Genomic DNA, 3,085 nt, shown 5'->3' on the forward strand with positions numbered 1-3,085 from the left:
GGGCACAGCACCGCGCTGGGCGGCCTGCGCGTGGAGCTGGCGATGCCGCTCTCGCGCGCCACGCCGGCCGCGGCGCCAACCTTGCCGCCCGCGGTGCCGCCGGCGCTGCCGCACGCCTGAAAGGCATGCGCCTGAAAGGCGCTCGCCACCGCCGCTTCACGGCGGGGCCACGGCGATTAAGAGCGACCTAAGCGAAGCTCCTCACACTTCGAGCCATCGAATCGGCGCAAGGCCTCCGGGCCGACCGCCGGCAGCGAATCTGGAGGTTCAGATGGCTCAACAAGTGGAGAAGATGATTCCGGTGAAGAAGCTCGTGTGGGCGCTGGCCGCGGCTGGCGTGTTGGGTGCCGCGGGCGGTGCGCTGGCGATGCGCAACGCCAAGGTGATGCCGGTCTCGGTTTCGGACTCGGCGGCGACCGCGCCGGCGCAGGCCGGTGAGGCGCAGGTCGCCGCGGTGACGACGCCGCTGGCCAACGCGGCCGCGCCGGCGGCGAACTTCACGCCGCCGCCGGCGGGCATGCCCGACTTCGCGCAGATCGCCGCGGCGCAAGGGCCGGCGGTGGTCAACATCAGCGTGTCCGGCACGGTGAAGACGCGCGCCGCGCGCGTGCCGCAGATCGATCCGGACGATCCGTTCTACGAGTTCTTCCGCCGCTTCGGCGTGCCCGGCATGCCCGGTGGCCCGAATGGCGGCGGCGAGGGCGGCAGCCGCGAGATCCGCGGCCAGGGCTCGGGCTTCATCGTCAGCGCCGACGGCGTGATCCTGACCAACGCCCACGTCGTGCAGGACGCGCAGGAAGTGGTGGTCAAGCTCACCGACCGCCGCGAGTTTCGCGCCAAGGTGCTGGGCAGCGACAAGTCGACCGACGTCGCGGTGCTCAAGATCGAGGCCAAGAACCTGCCGACGGTGCGCCTGGGCGCGACCCGCGACCTGCGCGTCGGCGAATGGGTGCTGGCGATCGGCTCGCCCTTCGGTTTCGAGAACAGCGTCAGCGCCGGTGTGATCAGCGCCAAGGGGCGCTCGCTGGGCCCGGACGAGAGCCGCGTGCCCTTCCTGCAGACCGACGTCGCGATCAACCCCGGCAATTCCGGCGGCCCGCTGTTCAACGCACGTGGCGAGGTGGTTGGCATCAACTCGCAGATCTACAGCGCGTCGGGCGGCTACCAGGGCCTGTCCTTCGCCATTCCGGTCGAGGTGGCCAACAAGGTCCGCCAGCAGATCGAGAAGGGCGGCAAGGTGCAGCACGCCAAGCTGGGCGTGATGGTGCAGGAGGTCAACCAGGGCTTCGCCGATTCCTTCAAGCTGGACCGCCCCGAGGGGGCGCTGGTCGCCAACGTCGAGGAGAACGGCCCCGCCGCCAAGGCCGGCCTGCGCTCGGGCGACGTGATCCTGGGCTTCAAGGGCCAGCGCATCGTCTCCAGCGGCGACCTGCCGGCGCTCGTGGACCAGTCGCTGCCCGGCGACAAGGTCGACATCGAGGTCTGGCGCAACGGCAAGCGCGAGACCATCACCGCCACGCTCGGCGACGCGAACGAGAAGGGCGCGAAGCTGGCCAAGGCCGGCGGCGACGCCGATGGCGACCACGCCAAGCTCGGCCTGGCCCTGCGTCCGCTGCAGCCCGAGGAGCGCCGCCAGCTCGGCACCCGCGACGGCCTGCTGATCCAGGAAGTGGGCGAGGGCAGCGCCGCGGCGCGTGCCGGCGTCCGTCCGGGCGACGTGCTGCTGGCCGTCAACGGCACGCCGGTGCAGTCGGTCGAGCAGGTCCGCGGCGCGGTCAAGGGCGCGGAGAAGTCGGTCGCGCTGCTGGTGCAGCGCGGCGCCGACAAGATCTTCGTGCCGGTGCGCATCGGCTGATGACCTGAACCGTTCTCCCAACCAACCGCTGCCTGTGGCGGTTGCTCCGTGGGGCCCGCGCGTGGTGGCGCGGGCCCCTTTTTTTCGGCGGCCTCGCGCTGGCATCATGCGCGGCATGTCCTCGTCCCGATCGACCCCATCCGCACCACGCCCCCCCCGAAGCCTCGCCCGGTGAGCCGGCCCTGCGCTCGGCCGAGCGCGAGCGCAGCCAGCGTGCGATCGACGCCTTCATCGAGGCCCTCTGGATCGAGGAGGGGCTGTCGCGCAACACGCAGCTGGCCTATCGCCGCGACCTGCAACTGCTGGCCGACTGGCTGGCGGCCGAGCCGCGTCTGGCGCTGGACGACACCCGCGAGCAGGACTTGTTCGGCTACGCGGCCGCGCGACACGAGGGCGGCAAGGCGACCTCCGCGAACCGGCGGCTGTCGGTGTTCAAGCGCTACTTCCGCTGGGCCTTGCGGGAACGCCGGCTGGAGCGCGATCCCACCCTCAAGCTCAGCGCCGCCAAGCAGCCGCTGCGCGTGCCCAAGACGCTGCACCAGACCCAGGTCGAGGCGCTGCTGGACGCGCCCGACGTCGGTACCGCGCAGGGACTGCGCGACCGGGCGATGCTCGAGCTGATGTACGCCAGCGGCCTGCGCGTCACCGAGCTGGTGACGCTCAAGAGCGTGCATGTCGGCCTGCGCGAGGCGGTGCTGCGCGTGACCGGCAAGGGCGACAAGGAGCGGCTGGTGCCCTTCGGCGAGGAGGCGCACGCCTGGCTGATGCGCTACCTGCAGGAGGCGCGTCCGCAGCTGCTGAGCGCGCGCAACACCGACGACCTCTTCCTGTCCCGCTTCGGCCAGGCCATGACGCGCGAGACCTTCTGGCGCATCGTCAAGAAATACGCGGTGGTGGCGGGCATCACCAGTCCGATCTCGCCGCACACGCTGCGGCATGCCTTCGCCACGCACCTGCTGAACCATGGCGCGGACCTGCGCGCGGTGCAGCTGCTGCTCGGCCATGCCGACCTGTCCACGACGCAGATCTACACGCACGTGGCGCGGGAGCGCCTGAAGGCGCTGCATGCGGCGCACCATCCGCGGGGTTGAGCGCGCGCTTGAAGGCGAGGCTGAGCGCGAGCCTGAGCGCCGGTCGCGCCGGCGCCGCCTCAGTCCACCGGCAGGCCCGCTGGCGGCTTGATCTCCTCCAGGCAGATCATCGACCGCACGTCCGCGACGCCGTCCAGCT

2 protein-coding genes are annotated in these 3,085 nt (G+C 71.5%); both read left to right on the forward strand.

Annotation, left to right across the window (positions count from 1 at the left end; genetic code table 11):
- The first annotated feature begins 271 nt into the window (after window positions 1–271).
- Window positions 272–1,855: a DegQ family serine endoprotease gene (locus FUT87_RS18065; RefSeq protein ID WP_183490988.1), complete on the forward strand. Its 1,584-nt coding sequence runs from the start codon at window positions 272–274 to the stop codon at window positions 1,853–1,855.
- Between the two features lie 182 nt (window positions 1,856–2,037).
- A complete protein-coding gene (gene xerD, locus FUT87_RS18070; protein ID WP_147241922.1) occupies window positions 2,038–2,946 on the forward strand; it encodes a site-specific tyrosine recombinase XerD in 909 nt (302 codons plus the stop codon).
- Window positions 2,947–3,085: the final 139 nt, after the last annotated feature.

This window comes from Mitsuaria sp. TWR114, from assembly GCF_007997345.1.

Excerpts from the sequence above, each read along its gene's own strand:
- FUT87_RS18065 (WP_183490988.1), top strand. The coding sequence starts at position 272 with ATGGCTCAACAAGTGGAGAAGATGATTCCGGTGAAGAAGCTCGTGTGG.